The 23,462-nt window shown below is 46.3% G+C and carries 30 protein-coding genes and 1 riboswitch; of the genes, 13 read left to right on the top strand and 17 right to left on the bottom strand.

What is annotated here, in order from left to right:
- Positions 1-38: 38 nt before the first annotated feature.
- Entirely contained in the window at positions 39-938 is a 900-nt protein-coding gene (locus tag ACTRXI_RS08565) for a PucR family transcriptional regulator (protein ID WP_474262016.1), read from the top strand.
- A gap of 1 nt (position 939) precedes the next feature.
- Here ACTRXI_RS08565 and ACTRXI_RS08560 read toward each other — a convergent pair whose 3' ends face one another.
- The gene (locus ACTRXI_RS08560) at positions 940-1,815 is read right to left on the bottom strand and encodes a fumarylacetoacetate hydrolase family protein (RefSeq protein WP_474262015.1); all 876 of its coding nucleotides are present in this window, start codon (positions 1,813-1,815) and stop codon (positions 940-942) included.
- A 21-nt stretch (positions 1,816-1,836) separates the two neighbouring features.
- Positions 1,837-2,403: a hypothetical protein gene (locus ACTRXI_RS08555; protein ID WP_474262014.1), complete on the bottom strand. Its 567-nt coding sequence runs from the start codon at positions 2,401-2,403 to the stop codon at positions 1,837-1,839.
- 162 nt (positions 2,404-2,565) lie between these two features.
- Between ACTRXI_RS08555 and ACTRXI_RS08550 the strand changes: the two genes are divergently transcribed.
- The gene (locus tag ACTRXI_RS08550) at positions 2,566-3,006 is read left to right on the top strand and encodes a hypothetical protein (protein WP_474262013.1); all 441 of its coding nucleotides are present in this window, start codon (positions 2,566-2,568) and stop codon (positions 3,004-3,006) included.
- Between the two features lie 47 nt (positions 3,007-3,053).
- On the opposite strand, the gene accB is transcribed toward ACTRXI_RS08550, so the two are convergent.
- From accB to accC, 3 genes are read right to left on the bottom strand one after another with little or no spacing between them, the layout of a single operon-like run.
- A complete protein-coding gene (accB, locus tag ACTRXI_RS08545; protein ID WP_474262012.1) occupies positions 3,054-3,539 on the bottom strand; it encodes an acetyl-CoA carboxylase biotin carboxyl carrier protein in 486 nt (161 codons plus the stop codon).
- Positions 3,540-3,568: 29 nt separating this feature from the next.
- Positions 3,569-4,201 carry a TetR/AcrR family transcriptional regulator gene (locus tag ACTRXI_RS08540; protein ID WP_474262011.1) on the bottom strand — a complete coding sequence of 211 codons (633 nt, stop codon included), beginning with the start codon at positions 4,199-4,201 and terminating at the stop codon, positions 3,569-3,571.
- Positions 4,202-4,224: 23 nt separating this feature from the next.
- On the bottom strand, positions 4,225-5,586 hold the full coding sequence (gene accC / locus ACTRXI_RS08535; RefSeq protein WP_474262010.1) for an acetyl-CoA carboxylase biotin carboxylase subunit: 1,362 nt from the start codon (positions 5,584-5,586) through the stop codon (positions 4,225-4,227).
- A 241-nt stretch (positions 5,587-5,827) separates the two neighbouring features.
- Here accC and ACTRXI_RS08530 point away from each other — a divergent pair, with 241 nt between their 5' ends.
- The 3 genes from ACTRXI_RS08530 to ACTRXI_RS08520 all read left to right on the top strand — a co-directional run bounded on the left by ACTRXI_RS08530 (position 5,828) and on the right by ACTRXI_RS08520 (position 9,499).
- Positions 5,828-6,685 carry a dimethylarginine dimethylaminohydrolase family protein gene (locus ACTRXI_RS08530; protein WP_474262009.1) on the top strand — a complete coding sequence of 286 codons (858 nt, stop codon included), beginning with the start codon at positions 5,828-5,830 and terminating at the stop codon, positions 6,683-6,685.
- Positions 6,686-6,703: 18 nt separating this feature from the next.
- Positions 6,704-6,994 carry a 4a-hydroxytetrahydrobiopterin dehydratase gene (locus tag ACTRXI_RS08525; protein WP_474262008.1) on the top strand — a complete coding sequence of 97 codons (291 nt, stop codon included), beginning with the start codon at positions 6,704-6,706 and terminating at the stop codon, positions 6,992-6,994.
- 189 nt (positions 6,995-7,183) lie between these two features.
- Positions 7,184-9,499, top strand: coding sequence for a bifunctional diguanylate cyclase/phosphodiesterase (locus tag ACTRXI_RS08520; protein WP_474262007.1), 2,316 nt, complete (start codon positions 7,184-7,186; stop codon positions 9,497-9,499).
- 40 nt (positions 9,500-9,539) lie between these two features.
- Here the strand turns inward: ACTRXI_RS08520 and ACTRXI_RS08515 are convergent, their stop codons facing one another.
- Positions 9,540-9,983: a DUF2188 domain-containing protein gene (locus tag ACTRXI_RS08515; protein WP_474262006.1), complete on the bottom strand. Its 444-nt coding sequence runs from the start codon at positions 9,981-9,983 to the stop codon at positions 9,540-9,542.
- 277 nt (positions 9,984-10,260) lie between these two features.
- Between ACTRXI_RS08515 and ACTRXI_RS08510 the strand changes: the two genes are divergently transcribed.
- Together ACTRXI_RS08510 and ACTRXI_RS08505 are read left to right on the top strand one after the other, a co-directional pair.
- Positions 10,261-10,716: a DUF948 domain-containing protein gene (locus tag ACTRXI_RS08510; RefSeq protein WP_474262005.1), complete on the top strand. Its 456-nt coding sequence runs from the start codon at positions 10,261-10,263 to the stop codon at positions 10,714-10,716.
- Positions 10,709-11,017 (top strand): YtxH domain-containing protein, encoded by a 309-nt coding sequence (locus ACTRXI_RS08505; RefSeq protein ID WP_322526456.1) that lies wholly within the window; start codon positions 10,709-10,711, stop codon positions 11,015-11,017. The genes ACTRXI_RS08510 and ACTRXI_RS08505 overlap by 8 nt, the downstream gene beginning before the upstream one ends.
- Positions 11,018-11,035: 18 nt before the next feature.
- Here ACTRXI_RS08505 and ACTRXI_RS08500 read toward each other — a convergent pair whose 3' ends face one another.
- The 7 genes from ACTRXI_RS08500 to ACTRXI_RS08470 form a co-directional block, all read right to left on the bottom strand.
- Entirely contained in the window at positions 11,036-12,760 is a 1,725-nt protein-coding gene (locus tag ACTRXI_RS08500) for a pyruvate oxidase (protein WP_474262004.1), read from the bottom strand.
- Positions 12,761-12,892: 132 nt separating this feature from the next.
- Positions 12,893-13,384 (bottom strand): preQ(1) synthase, encoded by a 492-nt coding sequence (queF, locus tag ACTRXI_RS08495; RefSeq protein ID WP_474262003.1) that lies wholly within the window; start codon positions 13,382-13,384, stop codon positions 12,893-12,895.
- 13 nt (positions 13,385-13,397) lie between these two features.
- Positions 13,398-14,117: a 7-carboxy-7-deazaguanine synthase QueE gene (gene queE / locus ACTRXI_RS08490; RefSeq protein ID WP_474262002.1), complete on the bottom strand. Its 720-nt coding sequence runs from the start codon at positions 14,115-14,117 to the stop codon at positions 13,398-13,400.
- Positions 14,118-14,558: a 6-carboxytetrahydropterin synthase QueD gene (gene queD / locus ACTRXI_RS08485; RefSeq protein ID WP_462865486.1), complete on the bottom strand. Its 441-nt coding sequence runs from the start codon at positions 14,556-14,558 to the stop codon at positions 14,118-14,120.
- Entirely contained in the window at positions 14,555-15,226 is a 672-nt protein-coding gene (gene queC, locus ACTRXI_RS08480; RefSeq protein WP_474262001.1) for a 7-cyano-7-deazaguanine synthase QueC, read from the bottom strand. The genes queD and queC overlap by 4 nt, the downstream gene beginning before the upstream one ends.
- Positions 15,227-15,395: 169 nt before the next feature.
- Entirely contained in the window at positions 15,396-15,932 is a 537-nt protein-coding gene (gene dcd, locus ACTRXI_RS08475) for a dCTP deaminase (RefSeq protein WP_474261999.1), read from the bottom strand.
- Positions 15,933-16,087: 155 nt separating this feature from the next.
- The gene (locus ACTRXI_RS08470) at positions 16,088-16,381 is read right to left on the bottom strand and encodes an IDEAL domain-containing protein (RefSeq protein ID WP_322526463.1); all 294 of its coding nucleotides are present in this window, start codon (positions 16,379-16,381) and stop codon (positions 16,088-16,090) included.
- A gap of 346 nt (positions 16,382-16,727) precedes the next feature.
- On the opposite strand from ACTRXI_RS08470, the gene ACTRXI_RS08465 reads away from it, so the two are divergent.
- Positions 16,728-17,120, top strand: coding sequence for a YhjD family protein (locus ACTRXI_RS08465; RefSeq protein WP_474261998.1), 393 nt, complete (start codon positions 16,728-16,730; stop codon positions 17,118-17,120).
- A 79-nt stretch (positions 17,121-17,199) separates the two neighbouring features.
- Positions 17,200-17,853, top strand: a complete 654-nt coding sequence (locus tag ACTRXI_RS08460) for a potassium channel family protein (protein WP_322526465.1) — start codon at positions 17,200-17,202, stop codon at positions 17,851-17,853.
- A gap of 126 nt (positions 17,854-17,979) precedes the next feature.
- Here the strand turns inward: ACTRXI_RS08460 and ACTRXI_RS08455 are convergent, their stop codons facing one another.
- Complete coding sequence (locus ACTRXI_RS08455; protein ID WP_474261997.1) at positions 17,980-18,453, bottom strand: RrF2 family transcriptional regulator; 474 nt, start codon at positions 18,451-18,453, stop codon at positions 17,980-17,982.
- Between the two features lie 131 nt (positions 18,454-18,584).
- A complete protein-coding gene (mgtE, locus tag ACTRXI_RS08450; protein WP_474261996.1) occupies positions 18,585-19,943 on the bottom strand; it encodes a magnesium transporter in 1,359 nt (452 codons plus the stop codon).
- Positions 19,944-20,068: 125 nt separating this feature from the next.
- Positions 20,069-20,236: riboswitch (M-box (ykoK) riboswitch) on the bottom strand.
- Positions 20,237-20,370: 134 nt separating this feature from the next.
- Here mgtE and ACTRXI_RS08445 point away from each other — a divergent pair.
- On the top strand, positions 20,371-21,267 hold the full coding sequence (locus ACTRXI_RS08445) for an LCP family protein (protein WP_474261995.1): 897 nt from the start codon (positions 20,371-20,373) through the stop codon (positions 21,265-21,267).
- A gap of 27 nt (positions 21,268-21,294) precedes the next feature.
- On the opposite strand, the gene ACTRXI_RS08440 is transcribed toward ACTRXI_RS08445, so the two are convergent.
- Positions 21,295-21,894, bottom strand: a complete 600-nt coding sequence (locus ACTRXI_RS08440) for a CPBP family glutamic-type intramembrane protease (RefSeq protein ID WP_474261993.1) — start codon at positions 21,892-21,894, stop codon at positions 21,295-21,297.
- 75 nt (positions 21,895-21,969) lie between these two features.
- Positions 21,970-22,608, bottom strand: a complete 639-nt coding sequence (locus ACTRXI_RS08435) for an SDR family oxidoreductase (protein WP_474261991.1) — start codon at positions 22,606-22,608, stop codon at positions 21,970-21,972.
- A gap of 124 nt (positions 22,609-22,732) precedes the next feature.
- Between ACTRXI_RS08435 and ACTRXI_RS08430 the strand changes: the two genes are divergently transcribed.
- The 3 genes from ACTRXI_RS08430 to ACTRXI_RS08420 are packed head-to-tail and all read left to right on the top strand — an operon-like array spanning position 22,733 to position 23,457.
- Positions 22,733-22,957, top strand: coding sequence for a DUF1659 domain-containing protein (locus tag ACTRXI_RS08430; protein ID WP_474261989.1), 225 nt, complete (start codon positions 22,733-22,735; stop codon positions 22,955-22,957).
- Between the two features lie 35 nt (positions 22,958-22,992).
- Positions 22,993-23,214, top strand: coding sequence for a DUF2922 domain-containing protein (locus ACTRXI_RS08425; protein WP_474261987.1), 222 nt, complete (start codon positions 22,993-22,995; stop codon positions 23,212-23,214).
- Between the two features lie 54 nt (positions 23,215-23,268).
- Complete coding sequence (locus ACTRXI_RS08420) at positions 23,269-23,457, top strand: hypothetical protein (RefSeq protein WP_474261984.1); 189 nt, start codon at positions 23,269-23,271, stop codon at positions 23,455-23,457.
- Positions 23,458-23,462 lie beyond the last annotated feature (5 nt).

Genomic DNA, 23,462 nt, shown 5'->3' with positions numbered 1-23,462 from the left:
TGTCTGATACAATAATGTAAGAATAGGAGGCGGTCAGCTTGCAAAATGATATTATTTCGCTATTTCCAGAAGCAGTGCCCCAGGAGCAATGGAAGGAAATCATCCAGCCCGAACAACACCTTTATTACAGGCTTCCGGATGGTGCACAATTGGCTATTCCCATTCATTCACTCTCGATCCGGGAAAAGCAGCTGCTCGAAACTGTGCTCACGCCCGTATCCCCCGGGAGCCGGGAAGACTCTCCCTGGGCGGCCTATCTTCAGGCAAAAAGTGATACGCTTCCTGAGCATATCCCCAGTCCGTTTCGTTTTTTATTTCTTGAAGGCTCCAGCCTTTACCGCTGGAAAAATGATATTTACGATACTCTTCTTGAATATTACCAGCGCTCTGTCATTCTTACCGTCCTCGGGGATGAAAAGCTTCTTGCTGTTATCCCGGATGATGACTCAGACGAGGAGGAAGTATTCGAGGCTCAGGAATTATCAACCCTGCTGATGGGAGACACGATGGTTGATGCTTCTGTTTATTGCGGAAGAAAGGTCTACCGCAGTGAAAATATTCGTTTAATTTATCAGCAGGAACAGGAGATGTTTTCATTTCTTCAGGAGCAGCAGCCTTCCAGACGCTCTTTTGCCCCATTTGAAGCGCTGCCCTGCATTCATATGGTTGAAAGTACCCGGTTCTCTAAAAAAGAACTTTTCCATTATGCTCTAAGCGGTCTTGAACAGGATGAAGAATTAATGCACACTCTTTATACTTTCTTCCTCGAAAACTTAAACAGCAGCGCCACCGCCAAAAGGCTCCACCTGCACAGGAATACGCTGAAATACCGCCTCGACAAAGTGACAGACCGGCTTGGCATCGACGTTAAACAGTTTCTGCACGCTGCCCCGCTCTTTTTACTTCTGCAGGCGCAGTATGGTTCAGGCATTGCATAGGCTATAATTTTTTTACTTTATTGGAGAGCGTACCAATCGCCTTCACATGAACGTCTACAGCATCCCCGTCTTTTAAATACTTAGGAGGATTGAACCCTGAGCCGACACCAGCCGGCGTACCCGTGGCAATAACATCACCCGGGCGGAGCGTCATACCCCTGGATAACTGTTCGATCAGCTCTTCAATATTAAAGATAAGATCCGACATACTGCCCGACTGTCTTTTTTCTCCATTTACGTAAGTTTCGAGTTTCCAGTCTGACGGCTGGCCGGAGGGGCCGACGGTAACATACGGGCCGATTGGACCATACGTGTCCCCGCTTTTTCCAAGGAAGAACTGCTGGTGCCGTTTTTGTACGTCCCGGGCAGTGATATCGTTGAACAAGGTGTACCCAAATACATAATCCATTGCATTTTCTTTTGAAATCTGCCGTCCCGCTTTTCCAATGACGACAGCTATTTCCCCTTCATAATCCAGAGCTTCTGTGAAAGATTGGTCCAGCTCTATCATTTCGCCGTGTGCGATTAATGACGAAGAAGATTTTGTAAACACCAGCGGTGCCTCCGGAGCATTTTGTGCCCCCATTTCAGCAGCGTGATCAGCGTAATTTTTTCCGATGCAGATAATGTTCTGGCCTTCCCGGTTAACCGGCGGGAGCACGTTTACACTTTCGGCAGCATGTGTCTTGAATTGGTGACGGCTTTCTGTATAGTCCTTCCACCGCTCTACAAGCAGTGCTTTTCCGTTAACGGTTTCTTCGAGCCATTTTCTCAAATCCCCGTCTTCGCCAATTTCTAAATCAACATACACATCAAATTCTTCATCGTACCCGGCAAGAAAAGAATGGCCGTTTTGTTCTACTGCTGCGATCCGCATGATTATTTTCCTCCTTGAACACTATTCTGTATGCTCAGCTTCAATCGTTACTCCGTCAAGCTCAAGGCTCTCCCCGTTCAGCAGACGGCTTTCGGCCTCCTGGGCGGGTGCCCGCCATTCCTGCTCGTATGCTTCTTCAAACTCTACGCGGGAATGGTTAAAAAACAGGCCATTTCCAGCTATATAAGGCTCGTACGATTCCAGAAATGCCTCTTCATCAGTTACCTGGACACGGACGAGAACATCACTGCCCTCCCACTGGTCGTTTTTATAATATCCAAAAGCATACACGTTATCGAGTACCGCGTAAGAACCCAGGGGAATAATTGCTTTTGTTTCCTGAGCTTCTTCAAGGCTGTCTGAGGTTATTAATTGTTCCCCCGGCTGCAGGCGGTCGGCAAAGCTGAAGCTCAAATAAAAAAATAATCCCACCATAAAAACAGCCAGTAACGGGGAGAGCAGCCGCTCTATCCGCTTTGACCGGTTAGCGCCAGCCCGGTGCAGCGCATACGCTGTCACTCCTCCTATTACTAGTGTAACAATGGCGCAGATGACATAAAAAACCCAGGGAGTTATTGTCCAAATCATTGTCTAATCCTTTCTTTGTACCTTCGTTAAAAATTCCTTTCCTATCGTACCATATCCTCCCTTCCCATCAGAAACAGAAGCTTTTCCCTTCAATCATATATACGGGTTTAGTTCTATATGAAAGCGGTAATACAAACTTAAATACCTCAGGGGGGATCGTTGATGAATAAACTGCATACCTCACTGGCTGTCTGGGCGCTCTTTTTGTTTGTTATGGCTTTTGTCCTCCCCTTTACGACAAACGGCGGCAGTACTCTGGCTGATTTAATGCACAGCTATACGATCTATGGCTTTTTTTCCCTCGTACCAATTATTGTTTACGGCACTATTCTTTCGATCTGTTCAGACTGGATCACCAACCTTTTCTTCAGGCGCATCCCCGAAGTCTCCCTCGTTCTGCACATGATTGGCGGAGCTTTTGTTTATGTTTTTTCCCAGCACTGGAACATCGCACTCATGGGCATTTTCGCTGCTGTTCTGTTTTTTACGCTCGACCAGCTGTTCGTCCTCTGGCACCAACGGTTTTCCTTTATGGCAAACGTTCCTTTTGTTCTCAGCTTCAGCAGTGTCCTTCTGATGTTTATCGGTGCTTCTTTTTCCTGAACAGATACAAATATGCTCCGGGGCTTCTCAGTCCCGGAGCATATTATTTATGAAGGGTTCACCCGGAAAAGAGGCTGCCCGTATTCTACTAACTCTCCGTCTTCTACTAAGATCTCTGCTATTTCTCCAGTGACCTCTGCTTCAAGCTCGTTCATTAACTTCATTGCCTCTACGATGCAGACGATGGTGTTCGGCTTAATCGCCGCTCCTTTTTCCACATAAGCTCCTGCTTCCGGTGAAGGTGAGCGGTAAAACGTGCCTACCATCGGTGATGTAATTTCATAATAATTGGACTCCGCTTCCTTTTCCCTGTTGTCTTCCGGCGTTTCTTCCTTTTTCATTTCAGACTGCTGCGGCGCCGGCTGGGCTGCTGGCTGCGGCGCCGGCTGGACGCTCTGCTGTGCCACAGGACGCATCGCTGCTTCTTTACGTATAGTAACCTTTTCTTTCATATCGTTGCGGATCTCGAGCTCTCCAACGGAGGACTCGTCCACTGCCTGAATGAGCTCTTTGATTTCTTCAATGGAATACATTAGGGTTCTCTCCTCTCAAAAATAAACACTTACACATGCGTTGAATTCAAGAAAAAACGCTGGTACTTTTGCTGTTTTCTGGCTTCTTCGGTAAGGACCGCATTCATCACGAGATCGCCAAATATGTTCGCGATATCCTGAAGTGAGTACAGGCCGCTTGATTTGTACCACTTGTATGTCCAGTTCATCATTCCAAATATCGCCATCGACGTAATTGGCACTGGGAGCTCCTTTCGGAACTCTCCTTCTTCAATACCGTTTTCGACCAATTGAAACATCGTGTTCTTGTATTCATCCCGTTTGGCTTCGAGCCGCTTGAAATAATCTGAAGACAAGTGCTTTCCTTCCTGATAAAACACTGTTACATGCGGACGGTACACTTCAAACATACGGACAAACGAGCGTATTACCTCATATAACCGCTCGGCCGGTGTGTCATATCTGGACTGCACTTCGTCTGCCTTTGTAAGCACATAGGTAATGAATGATTCATGAATGGTGTACAAAAGTTCTTCTTTGGACGTGAAGTTATGATAAAAACCGCCTTTGGATGTATGGCTTTGTTTCACAATGCGATCGACGGTGACCGCATGGAAGCCAAATTCTTCAAACAGCTCCAACGCTGCATCCGTAATCCGCTTTTTTGTCGATCTGGTCGCCATCGATCCTTCCGCCTTCCTATATGCTAGACACTGCTTTCTTCTTCCATAATAGAATGGGTGTCCAAAAAGTTTGTAGTAAAGTTTCCGGAAATAAAATCTTCATGGTTTAAAAGCTTCAGGTGAAACGGGATCGTCGTATCCACTCCGTCTACGACGAATTCAAGCAGCGCCCGCTTCATCCGGGCGATCACTTCTTCTCTGTTTTTCCCGCGGACGATCAGCTTGGCTACCATTGAATCGTAGTAGGGAGAAATTTTGAACCCTGTATACATCGCACTGTCCACCCGTACACCCAATCCGCCTGGAGGCAGATAAAGTTCAAGTTTCCCAGGAGAAGGCCTGAAATTTTTTGCCGGACTTTCTGCATTGATTCTGCATTCCATCGCCCATCCCTCAATTTCAATTTCATCCTGCTTCACCTGCAGTTCATGGCCGGCTGCTGCATAAATTTGTTCTTTGATTAAATCAACACCGGTCACTTCCTCTGTCACGGGGTGCTCCACTTGAATTCTCGTATTCATCTCCATAAAATAAAACTTTTTATGGGCATCCAAAAGGAATTCCACTGTGCCCGCTCCGCAGTAATCAACTGCTTTTGCAGCCTGAACGGCGGCTTCCCCCATTGCTTTTCTCGTTTCTTCATCGAGAGCAGGTGAAGGCGCTTCTTCTACAAGCTTTTGGTGGCGTCTTTGGATCGAACAGTCTCTTTCTCCTAAATGGATAACGTTTCCATGACTGTCTGCCATAACCTGAATTTCAATATGCCTTGGCTCCACAACCAGCTTCTCCATGTAAACTCCGGCGTCACCAAAGGAGCTCTCTGCTTCCTGACGGGCCATCTGGATGCATTTGTCCAGGTCTTCAGCGGCATGAGCTGCCCGCATTCCTTTTCCGCCGCCGCCGGCAGTAGCCTTGATCATCACTGGATAACCGATCTCTTCTGCAAGTGCATGAACATCCGTATTTTCATCGAGCAATCCATTGCTTCCCGGCACAACCGGTACTCCTGCATCCCTCATTGTTTCTCTTGCCACGTCCTTCGTTCCCATCCGGCGGATAGCTTCCGGAGAAGGGCCGATAAACGTAATATCGTGGTCTGCACAGATTTCGGCAAATTCAGCGTTCTCTGCTAAAAAACCGTATCCCGGGTGGATCGCTTCAGCTCCTGTTTTTAAAGCAGTGGAAATTAAATTAGTCATTTTCAAGTAGCTTTCTGAGGAAGCATACGGTCCCACACAGTAAGCTTCGTCTGCCATGTGGACATGGAGGGCATCCTTATCCGCTTCAGAATATACGGCTACAGTTTCAATCCCAAGCTCCCGGCAGGCTCTTATAATGCGAACTGCGATCTCGCCGCGGTTGGCTATTAATATTCGTTTAAACATACTTCGTGCCTCTCTTTCTGTAAACAACCAGCGGCTGATTTCCGGCCCCGCTGACGATCTATCTCGAAAACCCTTGATATGTAAGGATTTTTCATAATTATACTACCCTTCATTTTATTCCTTTTGTCAATTCTTCTCAACAATTTTTTTAAAACTTTTCTTTTCTTTCCGTTAAGCATACATAATTCCCGTCGTTTTGTCTGGTATAATGTATGCTTAAAGAGAAAAGGAGCGGGTTCTTTTGACCAACACTATTACTGCGTATGTTGAAGATGAATATTCTGTTTTAGCCGATGTTATCATGTGCGAGCCCAGGCATATGGCTATCAAAGAAGTAATAAATGAAATGCAGAAGCAGCACGCTTCCGCCAATATCGATATAGAAAAAGCAGTGTTTCAGCATAAACAGCTTACAGCTGTCATTCAGGAATTCGGCGCTTCTGTACATTTTCTGCCTGCCTCCGCTTCTCTCCCCGAACAGATCTTCACCCGGGACATTGGGTTTGTGATTGATGATCAATTGTTTTTATCAAATATGGGTACTTCTATTCGTTCGGCAGAAACCACGGCTTTAGCGGACTGGTATGAACAGCGTTACGGCCCGTGTACACATTTAAAAAGCGGCACCATCGAAGGCGGGGACGTTATGCTTTCAGAGAAGCTTCTTTTTGTCGGGCAAAGCTCCCGGACATCTAAAGAAGGCCTGGACGAACTTCAGAAAGCGTGTCCTGATAAGCAGATTATACCGGTACATTTCGATAACCGCCATCTGCATCTGGACTGTATATTTAATATTTTGGACAGTGCTACTGCTATTGCCTATGAAGCAGCCTTTGACACGGAGAGTCTGGGAGCAGTCAAGCAGTATTTTAATATTATTTCTGTACCTGAGGAGGAACAGAGCCGGCTGGGGACTAATGTATTCTCTCTCGGGCGCCGCCATGTCATCTCACTGCCGGAAAATATGCATGTTAACAAACAATTACGGGAATACGGTTTTATAGTTCATGAAGTGTCCTACGATGAAATTATAAAATCCGGGGGCTCTTTCAGGTGTACTACTCTCCCTTTGAGGCGGGAGAAAAAAAATCATCAATAAGGAAAGGAACGTGGAACAATGATCATGTCTGCAGAAGAAATTCAAAACGAGCTTAGCAATCTGCCAAAATGGAATAATGACGGGGACAAGGCCATTGTACGGGAGTATAAATTTTCTAATTATCTGGATGGTATTGAGTTTGTTAAAGAGGTGGCAGCGCATGCAGAAAATGTGCAGCACCATCCCAAAATTACCATTGATCATACCCAGATTACTATTTCTTTTACCACTGTAGACCAGGGCGGCGTCACCGAAAAAGATTTCAACGCTGCGAAGGAAGTAGAACGACTAGCCGAAGACGTCCAGTAACTCGCGGATTTTCTTTTCAATAATTTGTATATAGACAGCTGCCGGGTGAAATTCCGGCAGCTGTCTTTTTGTAAGACTAAAGTCACAAATAATACATATCTTTATACAGCCTTTTGTGTCATTATATATGTAACAGAGATACTTATATAATAATGAGCAGTCAATCAGCTGCGGAGGAGTTGATAAGAAATGAGAATAGGATCTTACGGCAAGGCTCATGCTCTTATCAGCATCGCCGTTTTTCTCGCAGTCATGGCTTTTATTTTTTACCCGATGCTGATGGCGGACGCCGATAGCTTTGACCGGCACAATGCCCTTGAGGATGTTGGACAGGTCCAGGCAGCTGTTGAACAGGACATTACTTCCATGCACGCTTTAAATGAAGACTGGGCCACCTGGGACGATTCTTTTCAGTTTATGACAGACCAGCATGAAGAGTACATACATACAAATCTGCAGAATGATACATTTATTAACAACGGCGTAAACATCATTCTGTTCGTTAATAAAGAGCTTGAAGCCGTCTACGAAAAAAAAGTGGATCTGCACAGCCAGGAAGAAGGAGATATAAGCCGTTCGCTCCTCTCTGGAGTACAGAAAGAATTGCAGAAGTCCGGGGAAGAGCGGACTTTTCTGACTGGAAGCGGCTCCGGCGCCCATTATTTTTCTATTCAGCATATTCTGCCGAGCGACGGGACTGGAGACTTTAATGGTTATTTAGTTATGGGAAAAACAGTTGACGACAGATATATAGATACTGTGGGTGACTTGTTCTCCTTCCCGATCACTCTGCGGCCAGGAAATGGACCGTCCGGTACGGCCATTACTTCTGAAGATGCGGACACTATCGAAGGCACCTGGACAGCTGAAAACGCAGATGGCCGTTCTGCTTTCCAGCTGGGGGTAATGAAAGACCGGATATACTCCTCCGAACTTTCCGATACCGTGAATACAATGGTTTTTTTCATGCTTGCTCTGCTGCTCGCCTATTTCGCACTGACATACTCGCAGTTTAAATTCCTTGTAGAAAGACCGATTACTTCTTTATCAGAGCAGTTGAAGCATATTCGTCTCCATCATCTGCTTTCCCACAGGGTTTCTTTAAAACACCGGCCGGCCAGGGAATTAAAAGAGCTGGAGGAATCTATGAACAATATGCTTGAGCGTTCGGAATACGCTCACCTTGAAGTTACACATATGGCATATACAGACCACCTCACCTCTCTGCATAACCGTCATTATGTGCAGGAAGCTTTTCCAGGGTTTCTTGAAAACCATAAAAATAACACATTCGTTCTATTTTTTGACCTTGATGGGTTTAAACGAGTTAACGACAGCTGGGGGCACAGGGCAGGTGATGAATTAATCCGACAGGCTGCCGCCAGGTTAAACAGCATGTTTACCGGTCCTGATTCAATCACCGCCCGCCTCGGGGGAGACGAATTTGTTGTAGTTACAGCAGCCGAAAGCAGAGAACACCTCGCTGGCGTACTCGAAGAGGCCGTGACTTTTCTTAATAAACAATACTATTTTGACGATAAAGCTACGTTTATTTCAGCCAGTGCCGGGGTGAGCTCTTTTCCTGACGATGGGGAAAGCTTTGACGTTCTTTTAAAGCATGCCGACACCGCTATGTACGAGGCTAAAAAGAATAAAGACAGCAGAATTGTCTTTTATGATGAGTTGTCTCTTAATGATGATTATCAATTTTCTCTGGCAATAAGAAACGACATTATGTTTGCTCTCGAAAAAGAAGAATTCTATCTGGAATTCCAACCGATTATGGAGCCGGAATGCGAGAATGTGGACGGGGCTGAAGCTCTTCTTCGCTGGAAACATCCGGTTTACGGAAGCATTTCCCCCGCCACGTTCATACCGCTTTTAGAAGAAACAGGAGATATTCACAAAGTCGGCTCGTGGGTGATTCATTCTTCGCTTAAGGAAGCCCAAAAGTGGAGAGACTCCGGCTTCCCTTCCATCAAATTGTCTTTTAATGTGTCTAAAATACAGATTCAATCGCTTGATTATCTTATGGACTCCCTTGATAGCGCGCTGGCAGAAACAGGCTTTCCGCCTCATCTTCTGCGGGCGGAAATTACAGAGGACAATATCGATTATGATCCTCAAATGACTATTGATTTTATTACACAGCTGCAGCAGCGCGGAGTGAAAGTTGCGCTCGATGATTTTGGGGTGGGAAGCTCTTCACTGCATTCCCTCCGCGACCTTCCTATCAATCTGGTAAAGCTCGACCGCAGCTTTGTACGCCATATTCCTTCCACGACCTTTGATACAACGCTTTTAACTGGCATTTACCGCCTCATTGAAGAGCTTGATCTCGATGTCGTTACGGAAGGAGTGGAAAATGCCGCGCAGCTGGAATTTGTGCAGCAGTACAGCACCTCTTACGTCCAGGGATATTATTTCAGCCGGCCGGTGCCTTCAGTAGAGCTGATTGCTTTCATGAAAGAAAAAAATAAAAAGGATCCCTCCTTTATACATTGAAAAGAGCAGCTGCCTAATATACAGCTGCTCCCTCTTTTATTTAATAGGAATGCCTTTTTTCTACTGTCCCATCTTTTTTGTAAATAATGGCTTCTGTTCCTTTCTTTTCTGCCACTTCTTTTGCACGTTCGATAGCTTCTGATTTGCTGTCATAGACAATATCCGGTTTTTTCGCACTTTTTGCCCGCACAGCCCATCCGTCTTCATGTGCTTCTACCAGCTCTGCTTTTTCCATCAGTTCCGGATCCGAACCACTTTCTTTATCATCACGGGACTTAGGATCTTCCTCCTCCATGAATTCCGTCACTTCTTCTTTAGAAGCATTGCTGTACCATTCTTTTGCCTGTTCGGTTGCAATTGGAATTGCACGGCCTTCATCGTATCCATCGTCGAGCATCGAATTGGCTATATCAATTGCTTTTTTCTTTACCGGCTTGTCCAGGTTTTTTAGGGATGAAGGGTAGTCATTCATCGTCCATGGCATATTTTTTCCTCCTCATCATTTTTGTTACGTTTCTTTTCCCATATTATGTGCATACAAAAACAGGATTTTCTCCAGAAGCCCTCTCTTTAATTTCTCCAAACCCCGGCTTCTTTCCGGAAATTTATAATAGAATCTGTTTAGGGCTCTGAAAAGCAGGGTACGAGAGAGTTAGACACTATTATATGGTCCGCACGCCCTGGTGCTCTGCCATGAATCATGGTACCATTTATTAGGCTGTAGGATTAATCGCATTTATTGTAAGGAGGAATGGTGAATCATGGGTATGATTGGCGGCATAGCTCTACTAATCATCGCGGTAGCTTTTGCAGTATTAGTTATTTTCTTGGCACGTGTCTTAAGCAACCTCACTAAAACATTAAATGGGGTGAACGAAACAGTAGACAAACTGCCTGAGCAACTCGACCAGGTAATGAATCAATCGGAGCTGATTTTACATAACAGCAACGAGACGATTCTGGATGTAAATGAAAAGCTCCACTCGTTGAGTCCGCTGTTTTACATTGTTGGCGACGCCGGGGAAGCTTCCAGAAAGCTCACTTCAAGCCTTGTTGATATGACAGCAGGCATGAAAAAGAGTTCCACCGAAGGCAAAGGCAAAGTGAATGAGCAGGCTCTTGGCGGTCTTTACGGCAGCCTTGCTTTAGGATACTATATGTACCAGAAGCGCCAGGCCATTAAGGACTGGAAAGAGGAGAATACAGGAAATGCATAAAAAAAGCCTCTGGTCGGGAGTTGCTGCTGGCTATGCTGTGTCAGTGCTTACCAGTCTGCTCACCGCTCCGAAAAGCGGGAAAGAATACCGCCGCAAAGTATCTTCTGGAGCAGGAGCTGTCCAGCAGACGCCTGCACGGGTGAAAGGGAAAGCAAAAGCCCGTTCCGACAAGCTGTATGAATCCGGAAAAATCCGGTATGAACTGCTTCACGGCAAACTCGATAATATCCGTCTGGAAGCCCGGATCAAAGGTGCATCAAGTATGCAGTATCAATCAATGCAAAAACCAGCTGATGAATAAAATCAGCTGGTTTTTCTTTTATTTTTTTATTCGTTTCCATCCTTTTTTCAAAGGCGGCAGCGAAATTTCTCCACGCTCAAAAACATTTTTAATAATAAATTCGCTGTAATGCACCGCCTGCTGGTAAGAAATCCGGCCGGGAAGCGGCGGCTGCATATCCACGACGCAGTCAATAACTACGGGTCTGGTAGCAAGCACTGCTTTTTGCAGCGCCTCATGCAGTTCGGTTTTTGTTCTGACCCTGTATCCTTCACCGCCGCAAGCTTTGGCGAATCCCGCAAAATCAATACCGCTGATGTCTGTTTCCGTATCCAGATGGCCCATCTGCTGCTGCTCGTATTCAATCATTCCAATTTTTTCGTTATTAAATACGACACAAATCATTGGAAGCTGATACTTTACGGCAGTGGCAAAATCCTGCATCCCCATGGCAAAACCACCATCCCCGGCAAGCATGACTGTCTGCTTTTCAGGCCAGGCCGCTTTGGCGGCAATCGCACCGGGAAGGGCGCACCCCATCGTAGCCATCCACCCTGATATTACAAACTCCTGTCTTTTCAGCTTTAAATAACGAGCAGCCCATACGGTGACATTTCCAACATCGACAGAGACTACAGCGTCTTCCTCCAAAAACTGCTGTACTTCATGAATCACCTGCGGCGGCTGCAGCCTGTCTGTTTCTTCTGTCATATCTTTTTCGAGCTCGTTCCACCACTCTTTTCTTTTTTCTTTATATTTCTGCATAAAGGCAGAAGGCTCCCGGCGTTCGAGATTTTCTGTATACCACTGAAGCACAGGTCCGAGTTCAGAGACTAAACCTACCGTTACAGGATAGTATTTCCCTATCACTCTGGGGTCAATATCAATTTGAATTGCTTTAGTATTTTTTGGCATGAAATCACGATAAGGAAAGGAAGTGCCGGCCAGTATTAACAAATCGGCCTCCTGCACCGCTTCGTATGACGGCGTTGTGCCAATCTGGCCATTCTGTCCAAGACTGTGCTCATGCTCATCCGGAACAACGCCCTTTGCAAGAAGCGTAGATGCTACTGGTGCCTGAATATGTTCAGCAAACGCCAGCAGCTCATCAGTGCTGTGCCTGGCCCCTTTCCCCGCCAGAATCACTGGCTTCTGCGCCCCGTGCAGCAGCCTCGCAGCCTCCACCATATCTTCCTTCTCCGGGCGGATCTTCGGCCTCGCAAACACGCCAGAAGATATCGGGGCTTCACGTTTTATTTCTTCAGCCGAAACATCATCCGGGATCACGAGCACAGCTACTCCTTTTTCTGTGTAGGCAGCACGTATCGCCTGATGCAGCATGTCCGGGAGCTGCGCGGCACTCTGGACACTTTCATTAAATACACTGACATCAGCAAACATCTGGTTCAGCTGGATTTCCTGAAAATTGTCTGTGCCGATGATGGACGTATCAACCTGTCCGACCAAAGCAAGTACCGGCACTTTATCTCTTTTCGCATCATACAGGCCGTTTAATAAGTGAACTCCTCCAGGTCCGGCAATCGAAGAACAAACGCCCAGCCTCCCTGTCAGCTTCGCATAGGCGGCAGCGGCAAGGGCTCCCGTCTCTTCATGACGAATCTGGATATACTTCAGACCGTCTTCATCCTTCCGTAATTCTTCCATCAATTCATTGATGGAATCTCCCGGCATGCCATACAGATGGCTAACGCCCCATTCCTTAAGTATTTCCACCACTTTATTTCCCGCTGTTTGATTCCCCATCGTCCCTCTTCCTCCTGTTTTCACAAATTTTCACAATTACTTATTTCTCTACCCCTCTTCTTATTTACTTCAAACCTTTACCGCTCTTCTCCTTTTCCCTATAGAAAAAGCCTCTCCCTTGTCGGGAAAGGCTTAGCGGTTGTCTACCGGCTCAGGATACAAATCATGCTGAAACAGCCGGTTTTCTGCAAGCTGCTCGTATTTAGTTCCGGCTCTGCCGTAGTTTACAAATGGATCAATCGAAATACCGCCGCGCGGAGTAAATTTACCCCATATCTCCAGATAACGGGGGTCCATCAGCTCTACCAGGTCGTTTACGATTGTATTAATCGAATCTTCATGAAAGCCACCGTGATTTCGGAAGCTGAACAAATACAATTTCAGCGATTTGCTTTCCACCATTTTTTCGTCCGGAATGTAGCTGATATACAGCGTGCCAAAATCCGGCTGCCCCGTTTTCGGGCAGAGGGTGGTAAATTCCGGACAATTAAATTTCACAAAATAATCCCGGTACGGGTGGGTGTTTTCAAATGCTTCAAGCAGAAAAGGGTCATATTCAAATGTATACGTCGTTTTTTCACTTCCCAGCTGATCTAACTGCTCAATATCGTCTCTTTCCGGCATGTTCTTTTCCTCCTTATACTCCCTGTTTGTTTCCCCAAAGAAGCGTATGCAGCTGCGGCAGCACCCGCACTCCGTTCAAACGCTCCTCCTGCAGAACTTTTTCTGTAAGCCATTCGTATTTAGCAAGCAGATGATCTCTCAGTTTCTCTACCTGCGGCGTTACAGTATCGTCATTTCCCACCTGCAGATACATTGTTACAGCGGGATAACGCTCATGTACTTCTATCGCGTAATTCAGATCGCTTTCATCAAAAACGACTACCTTCAGACTGACTTCTTTTTCTCTGCGCGAACACAGTTCTTTCATATAATAATCCAGCCTGGTCCAATCCGTTTTCATCAGCGAACTCGGCGGCTTCGGGGAAACTGTTACCTCATCGATTTCCTTCACCCAGTCATTCCAGATCGAGCCCTGTGTTTCAATCGCTGTCTCGATACCGTGTTCCTGCAAAAGCGCTACAAGTTCCCCGAGACCGGGGTGCATAGCCGGATTGCCTCCGGAAATAGTGACATGGTTAAAGCTTCTGCCGCCGGCTTCTTTTAATTTTTCATAAATGGCTTCCGCACTCATCGCTACAGCCTTTTGTGATCCATCCCATGTAAAGGCGGAATCACACCAGGAGCACCGGTAGTCACAGCCGCCGGTGCGTACAAACATCGTTTTTCGCCCGATAACCATGCCTTCGCCCTGGATCGTCGGACCGAATATTTCCAGTACAGGTGTTGGTTTCATTTAGGCAAAGTCCTCCTCTTTGGGCCGGAACACCGCATAGCTTGTCGGAGTCTCCCTAACGAGCACCTGCAGGCATTTAGGTTTATTCGACGTTTCATCGAGCTTCTGCTGTACTGTTTTCCAGATCACCTGCGCGACTACTTCCGTTGTCGGATAAGCAGCCTCGGTTTCTTCACTGGCAAACTCCGGGTGATCATTCAACAGAGTATGGTCATATCGTTTATGGATCCATTTTTTTAAAACGGTAAAATCAATTAAAAACCCGTTCCGGTTCAATTCATCACCGGCAACTGTCACGTTAATTGTATAGGTGTGTCCATGCACCCGGCGGCACTTTCCCGCTTCTTCAGAAGGAATATAGTGTGCCGCACTTAAATGCATATCCTTGTTTAATTCGTACCGGTAGTTGTGCGGCCACTGTGGATAATACGAATAAATCATAATTCTTTCCTTTCTTTTTGTTCCATATATTGCTCGTAGCCTGCACGGCGCAGTTGACAGGCCGGGCATTCCCCGCAGCCGTCCCCCGGTATGCCATGATAGCAGGTGAGCGTTTCATTCTTTACGTATTCAAGCCTCCCGAGCTGGTCGGCAAGCCCCCAGGTTTCTTTTTTATCGAGCCACATCAAAGGTGTATGCAGCACAAACTCTTTTCCAATAGCCAGATTTAGCGACACATTCAATGATTTCACAAATACATCCCGGCAGTCCGGGTATCCGCTGTAATCTGTCTCACATACGCCTGTCACAATGTGTTTTGCCTTTTTCTGCGAAGCAAGAATCGTCGCAAACGAAAAGAACAACAGATTCCTGCCCTCTACAAACGTAGAAGGAAGCTCCCCGTCTTCTCCCGCCTCTACTTCAATATCGTCGCGAGTCAGCGCGTTCGGTGCCAGCTGACTTAAAAGCCCCATATCCAGTACATGGTGCTCAACATTTATATCCTCAGCAATTCGCTTTGCTACTTCTATTTCCTGATCGTGCCGTTGTCCGTAAGAAAAAGTTACGGCAATGACCTCTTCAAATTGTTCCAGTGCCCAGAACAAACAAGTAGTACTGTCCTGTCCCCCACTAAAAACAACGACCGCTTTGTCATTTTGAAAACCCAATTGTTATTCCTTCTTTCCACCAAAACATTTCACAGCGCTCCCATTATAACATCTTTTTTCGCCTGTGCCTCTGCTTACGCTTACCTCGAAAAAACCCGTGAACAGTAAAGGTCACGAGTCTTTTAAATCATTATTTCTCATTTCAGCTATGTATTAGCCCCGCGCAGTTTTATTCGTTTTCCTGATCCAAAAAGGCGTGACTTCCCATCGCATTCCGCTGTCCCTGGTATTTGCCCGCATAAGGAGAACCGGCTTTTTGATCCATCTCAGCGAAAACGAGCTGTGCGAGCCGCCTGCCGGACGTTAAACGAATAGGCAGACGATTGGCGTTATAAAGCTCAAGCGTGATTTCCCCTTCAAACCCCGGGTCCACCCAGCCTGCATTTTGAATAAAGAGTCCCATCCGTCCGATAGAGCTTCTTCCTTCCACAAAGGCTGTAATATGCTGGGGGAGCCTGATGTATTCTTTTGTGGTCGCAAGCAGAAACGAATGCGGGGGAATAATTACCTGATCACTTTCAAATTCCACATATTTAGCGGGCCGGTCCAGTTGAATGGACTCGATAGCGTTCTCGTCGATTTTTAGAAAGTGAGTACCCAGACGAATGTCCACCGATGCCGGCTGGATCTGATGGTCCTCTAATGGATCGATACTAAGATCGCCCTGTTCCATCATTGAACGGATTGTTTGGTCGGAAAGTATCACCAGCTCTGCCTCCTTCGCTTTTCTTTTCTTTCCCAGTATAAAGAACAATACAAAAAAACGCCAACACCGTAAAGACCGGCAGTGACTTTTTCTGATTTGTTATGACATGAAAAAAACACCCTTCAGGGAAGCCCAAAGGGTGCTGATATAAATCTTCATTCAAATTCAAGCTCTAATTTATAGCCTTGTTCGAATAATACTTTGCCATCTTTATATTCGCTCATCAATTCTTTATAAGCCTCTGTCCATTCCTGAAAAGCTTTTTCGTCATGCATATCCAGGGAGTCATCAATTTTTTGCAGAAGCCGCTCTCTGTTAAATTCAAACACAGCATACTCCATCATCATTTGAGCATATAGAGACTGAAGAATCTGCCTTGAAGGTCTTCTACCATTTTGAATTGGTTTCACTTTTTTCATAAAATGCTGCTCATGAGTTGGATGTAACATATTCGCCGAACCCCCTGTTCTTATTGCAGCACCCGCCGGGCGCTGATCTTTTTTAAAGCGGGCGACGCGCGCATGGCCTCCCAATGCCTATCTATTGATTGCCAATAAATTTTGTGTGTACTGCACTATACCCACCTTTGACGCCAGTAAAACTAATTGTCCGACAACTCCAAGAAGAATAAAAGCTTAATGTATCCGCTTACATAACTTCATTATAGACCATTTCCTGCAAAAATTCGAGCTATACAATTCAAAAAAATTCGGAGCAAATGAAAAATCTTATTGAAAAACGGGAACATGTATTCGTATAATGAATTTAATCATGCAACGCAAGGGGGAGAACAGAATGGTTATAACAGAAAAAGAACATATCGTTATCCATTATGCTGTCCTCCTTCCGATTGTAAAAAAAGTACTGACGCTCGATACACAGGCGCTTAAATCTTCTGACGTCCGCCTGCAGGAACCCTACGAACGGTTGTTTCAACAGGCTTTCGATACTCTTGGGCACGACCTCGATCAGCTGCGTCTCTACATGAAAAAAAAGAATATAAGGGTCGTTTTTGAAGAAAATGACGGTGTTTTCACACACTACGTGTACTATCTTAACAGCGGCTCAGGCCGGACCTCTCATTTAAACGCTAATTTAAAAAAACAGACAGAGCGCTGCCTTCATCTTTATTTCTCCGGCCGTTCCGCTTTATCAGACGATCAAGTCCTTCATCCGGCTCCCGTTTGACAAATCACGACTGCGGCGGTACATTAACGATACAATTACAGGAAAACGACCCCAAGCTTCAGACAAAGGAGAACGCCGTGTGAAAAAACAATTTGCCATTATCGGTCTCGGGCGATTCGGTGTCAGCGTCAGTACAGAATTGTACAAGCTCGGTCATGACGTGCTGGCCATTGACAATAATGAAGAAAAACTCGACGACATTACCAATCATTCTACGTACAGCGCCGTCGCCGACGGCACAGATGAAAAAGAACTAAGGAACCTGGGGATTACAAATTTTGATCACGTGATTGTCGCTATTGGTGATGATCTTCAGGCAAGCATTTTATGCACCCTCTTATTAAAGGAGATGGACATCCCTTCGGTCTGGGTAAAAGCGCAAAACTTTCACCACCACAAGGTTCTCGATAAAATCGGGGCAGATAAGATTATCCACCCGGAGCATGACATGGGCAACCGTATCGCCCAGCACCTCGTTTCTGACCGTGTCATTGACTATATTGAGCTCTCCGCAGAGTATTCCATTATAGAGATTACTGCACCAGCATCCATGCATAAAAAGACCCTCGCCCAGCTCGATATCCGGGCCAAATTCGGGGTTACCGTTCTCGGCATCCGCCGCGGCAAAGAGGTTAATATATCACCCACAGCCCAGGACCGCCTTTTCAAAGAAGACGTGCTTATTGCTATCGGTCACAATAACGACCTGCGGCGCTTTGAAGAGACAAACTAACCTTCAGAGTATGAAAAGAAGCAGCAGTCCCGTTTCAACAGGGCTGCTGCTTTATTATGTATAATTGGTTTCCTGGATGATTAACGAATGTCACCGTGACCGGGGCAAGCACGATGATATCTTTTCTTAAGAAAAAGAAATCGGCGGCTGATTTTTTGCCGTTGAAGCTGCAAACAGAGCATGAAGCATTTCCTTGTTTACTGTGAGGTCTTTGACCGTATACTTATCGAGTACCGACAAATACGCTTTCAAAGCCTCTCCCAAAACACCCTGGAGCCGGCATCTGCCTGCTAAAATACACTGGTTCGATTCTGGATCAAAGCATTCCACCAGCGTCAGATTATCTTCTGTCTGCCTTACAAGCCAGCCAATGTTAATTTCTTCCGGTTCTTTGGCCAAACGAATTCCTCCGTTCCGGCCTTTCACCGTGTGAATGACGCCAAGCTTCGACAGCTCATGCCCAACCTTAGTCAGATGGTTGTACGAAATGGAGTATGCAGTCGATATTTGTTTAATACTATGCAGGGACTCGTCTTCATCATGAGCGGCCAGGTACATTACCATCCGTAATGCATAATCCGTATAGGTTGTTAACTGCAAAGCCCTCGCTCCTTTTCATCCAGGATAGTGATAGTTTATCACACCGCGCAATTGTTAATCTAATTAACTGCCCACAAAAAAGAAGAGACAGCGTCTCCCCTTTTTTCATTATTCTTTTTAAAAATCTGTTCTTAAATGCTCTGGATGAGCGACGAAGCTACTGTGAAATAAATCAGCAGGCTGATAATATCAGTGAGCGTTGTAATGAACGGTCCTGAAGCAATGGCAGGGTCGAGCTTCAGCTTGTTGATTACAAGCGGCACCAGCGTGCCGATAACACTAGCCACTCCAAGTGAAATCATGATGGAAAAACCGACAATTACTCCTATCAGGGGCTCCCCGTAAAAAAGATACAATAAGATCGTAATCACAATTCCTGAGGCCACCCCAATCATAATTCCCGTGGAAAATTCCCGGCTGATCGTACGCCACAGCCCTTTTCGTTCAATGTTTCCCGTTGCAAGCGCACGCACAGACACAGCAAGCGACTGCGTGCCCGTGTTTCCGGCTGACCCCATAATCATCGGAATAAACGCGGCAAGCAGAACGACACTTTCGAGGGTGCTTTCAAACCAGCCGATTACCTGGGCTGTAAACAGCCCTAAAAACATCAGCAGGATAATCCAGGGAGCACGGAGTCTGGCTGCTTTAAATGCATTAACACTCACATCTGTGGAACCACGGGACCCGGAGATTTCTCCAATGTCTTCCGAAGCTTCTTCTGCGAGCACATCGAGTGCATCATCCACGGTTACAATTCCCGCAAGCCTCCCTTCACTGTCTATAACAGGAGTTGCCAGAAAATCATACTTCTGTATCAGCTGGGCGACCTCTTCCTGGTCATCATCTACGTGGACAGACACGACACGGCTGCTCATTACCTCAGAAACCGTGCGGTCTGAGTCTGCTACAATCAAGTCACGGATCGAAGCGACACCTGCCAGCTTCTCCTCTTCATCCACTACATACAGATAATAGATCGTTTCTGCATCCGGGCCCTCCCGCCGCAGATGGTCAATCACTTCATCAATTGTATCCGTTGCTTTGATGGAAACAAATTCTTTTGTCATGATGGCACCGGCCGTTTTATCTTCATAGGCGAGCAGCTCCCGGACGTCATTGGCGTCCTCCTGATCCATCGCCTGCAGAATATGTGTCATCTGCCTCGGCTCAAGCTCCCCCAGAAAGTCGGCAACATCATCTGCATACATATTATTGTATACTTCGGCAGCATACTGATCGTTCAGCTGCAGAGCTACTTCCTTTTGCACTTCGGGTTCAAAGCTGTCGAATACTTCAGCGAATTCTTCCGGGGACAAAAACTTATACACTACTGCCCGTTCTTCATCAAGCTCAAGAAAAACTTCTGCCTGGTCTGCAGGGTGCAAATCCAAAAATAATTCACGAAACGCTTCTATGCGCTCCTGCTGCAAAGACTCCGCTATTAATTCCACGAATTCCTCCCGTGCCTGTTCGTTTAATTTCTCCATCCTTTTTCCTCCTCTCCAGGCCAGACACGCAGCTGTACTTCTTCCGTCTGACACTTATTTCAAACAAAAAACGCCTTCCACCGTTGGGAAGACGTGCATAATCAGCCAGTCATCGTATATGCCCGTTCTGTTCCCCTTCGTCGAGCTTTAGCACTGCATAGCGTAGGAATATATTATCCAGCTTCATTAGAAAACACCTTAATTCGATGGATTCTGTTGACCCATTGGCGTCTTTAGACATTTTTGGGCATAAGCTTGTATCTACACAGGAGCCTCACCTAACGAGATTATAAATAGCAGTAACGTTGAATATAACGTTACGCTCTTTTTTTGTCAACGCAGGGAGCACCCTTGCCTACTGGATATATTCCCTTTTCTGCCGATATAAAAATAGAGATTTTGACTTTTACAGACAGGACGTCCAACTATGCGAAACGTATACTTGTTTTTTATGATTACTTTCCTGCTTACATGCTTCCTATCTCTCGGCGGACTCTTTTACTATTATTACACTATAACTGCTGGACAAAAAGAGAAAATCACCACGGAAACAGCGCCGGAGGATTTTTCTACTGTTTCCGGACCTCAGATTATTCTAATAGCGGGGACAGATAAAGAAGAGACAGTTTCCCGCGCTGATGTGATTATGATTATCTCTATCCATTCCGGGAACGAATCCACGCTGCTTTTTAATATTCCAAGAGACACTAAGGTTTCCATTCCAGGAAGAGACAGTATGGATAAAATAAATCATGCCTACAGCTATGGAGGCATGCCCTTACTGAAGAAAACAGCGGAAGAATTTCTGGACACCTCCATCGATTTTACCGTCGAAGCTGATATGGAAGGGTTCCGGGAGGTGGTTGATGCTTACGGCGGAGTTACAGTGCAAAACGATTTGGAATTCGTCAAGGACGAAGGAGAGCCTTTCACCTACACGAAGGGAAACCTCCATTTAAATGGCGAACAGGCATTATATTACGTCCGCATGCGCAAGCAGGACCCACGGGGCGATCTGGGTCGGAACCTCCGCCAGCAGCAGGTGCTCGAAGCACTTCTTGAAAAAGCAAAAAGTCCGGCTACGCTCCGTAAAGCGGAAGAACTGCTTTACGCCCTCGGTGACCACATACAGACCGATATGACGTTTCAGGATATCCGCAGCTTTTCTTACCACTATACTCCTGCCCTCACCCAGATCCAGACGACTGAAATTCATGGAGCTTCTGCTGAAGAGAACGGGGTAAGCTATTATCTCGTTTCTTCGGAAGAGCAGGAGAAAGCACAGCTCCGCCTGGAGCGTCACCAGACTGGCAAAAGCTACTGACATTTCCGCCCCGCCGGTTCAGAGTGATTATTCCTGAAGTGCTTCACTTCGTTTCCAAATCAGAAAGGAGACCGCATTGTATCCGGCATGAGCAGCCGCAGCCCCCCACAGCGTTCCCTGCCATAAAAGCAGGCCTCCGAGCAGCAGGCCCAGGACAAAAATCCATGCATGAATCAGCTGCTGACCGGCGTATTGAGGCACATGCACCAGCATGAAAATAAATGAAGTAACGCATAAAGCAAAGATGTCCGGCAGTACAAGCACCAGTGTTCCAAGCATTGCTGCCCGAAACAATATTTCCTCTGATACTGCCGCTCCAACTGTTACAGCCCAAAAGCTCCCCCGCCGGCGGATCAGTTCTTTTAAGAGATCGGTATATGTGTTGTCCGGCACGGCAAACCACTGCTTTTTATACGCCCCCCAGGCGAAAAATCCTGCCGCTATTCCCGTGCAGGCTCCGGTGAGACTATCGGCAGCAGCTGTATTAAAGGAAAATAAGCTGTTTATGTATGTTAAAGTTTCCCCCTGAAACACAGCAGCAATGATAACAATACCAACTGCAAACAGCAGGAAAAAGTTTAACCATAGGGCACGCCCGGAAATCCGGGGGCCTGAACTGTTCGTCATGGCGCTTTTGCCTCCCATGCGGTTATTATGTAAAAACAGCCGGCTGCGTTGGGCCCCGGCTGTTTGCTTTCCTTCCTATAATTCGTTGAGCGCTGCAATAATTTCCTGGTCGCCGCTGATCAGATCAAACTTTTTGCGGATAGTACCAGGTGTATCCAAAGATGCGGCGATCACTTTAGCCACATCAGCACGTGGAATTTCGCCTTTTTCATTCAGTTTTTGTTTTAACTGTACAGTGCCGCTCGGATCATCGTTTGTGAGCACTCCCGGCCGTACAATGGTATAATCAAGGCCGCTTTCTTCAAGGTAATCATCGGCTACGCGCTTAGCAATAAAGTAATGGCGCATTTTTTCCGGGCCGTTTTCCGGTTCATCCGTATTCATCGAACTTACCTGAATGAAGCGTTTTACCCCGTGGGCTTTGGAGGCTTCCACTGATTTTCTCGACCCCCACAAGTCAATAATGGTGGTTTTATCCGGTCCTGTATGGCCGCCTGACCCAGCAGCAAAGACCGCTGCGTCTTTATCGGCAAACGCATCGGAAATATCTCCTTCCAAATCACGGACTACCGTTTCGTCCGCCCCAAGGCTCTTCAATTCTTCTGACTGTTCTTCTTTTCTAATTAACGCCGTTACGTGGTGATCCGTGTCCTTCAATTCTTCCACCAGGTGACGTGCAATTTTTCCGTTCGCTCCAATTACCAGTACGTTCATTGTAAATCCTCCTTCGTTTAACATTCCATGGTGATATTCCCATAACCTTCGTAAAATAAACACAGCTCCCTCCCCCCTTTTGCTTCGGCACGTCAATATATACGGTGAAAGGAGGTGAGACACAATGGCTCAATTAACAAAAACTGATCTTTCTTTTGAATTTTATTTAGGACCTGGCGAAGACGGCAGCGGTGACTACAAACGAAAAACATTCCGCAGCATAAACCCTGAAATTTCAGACGATGACCTCCAGGAAATTGCGGATGGCCTTGCCGCACTTCAGCCGTACGTTGTACAAAGCGTGCAGCGCAACAACGAGTACACCATGCAGGCTCCGGCCCCGTTGTAAAACGGCAGTAGCTTTAAATACAGGAGGTGAAGATGATGAGCAAGCAACTGCAGCTGCGTTTTGAAAGTGATTTCGGCAAAGCTACTACTCTTTCTATCGAAAACCCGGCAGAACCGGTGGATGAAACAGCAGTAGAGACATTAATGGACACCATTATTGCTAAGGAAGCCTTTTTCACAAGCGATGGCATTGTTACTAAAAAAGTGTATGCAAGAGTCGTAGAACGAAACGTAGACACTATCTGGGAAACCAATTAATCCGATTCCCTCAGCCCCCTCGGCTGGGGGATTCTTTATAAAGGAGGATTTTTCATGGAGGAATGGATACAGCTGGCCGGAGACCAGGGAGCGGCTGTTGCACTTGCCTTTTTTCTTGTTTACCGGATGGAGCGTAAACTCGATACGCTCATCTCGGCCGTGCAAAGGCAGAGTGAACAGCTTTTCTCATCTTCGGGAAGAGCCAGAGCACCAAAGAATTCCATGCATATCAAAAAACCATAAACAAA

The organism is Marinococcus sp. LNHM4E3-1, from assembly GCF_056034405.1.
Note: the sequence above shows the minus strand (reverse complement) of the source record. Positions and strands in the feature narration are given on the sequence as shown.